A 228-nucleotide genomic window follows, 5' to 3' on the forward strand; every position below is an offset into this window, starting at 1 on the left:
CATTCTAGGTGCACCGTAGCTTTCATGGCTATCCTTGAATATGGTTTTGACCAGTGAACTTATCTTCTGATTTTCAATCCACAACTTACTTGGCCCTGTTTGCAACCAATGGTAATACCCGCTCTTACTAACTTTTAATATTTTGCACATCGTCTCAACAGGAAATTTCATTAAATGCTGTTTTATAAACCTGTATTTTTCTTGTCGCTCACGGAGAAGATGCCAATC

Annotated in this window: 1 pseudogene; it reads right to left on the reverse strand. The window is 38.2% G+C overall.

Annotation, left to right across the window (positions count from 1 at the left end):
- Positions 1-228: pseudogene (locus tag HC176_RS19595) on the reverse strand (IS3-like element ISLbl1 family transposase); the annotation flags it as partial.

Source organism: Tamlana crocina, from assembly GCF_012037625.1.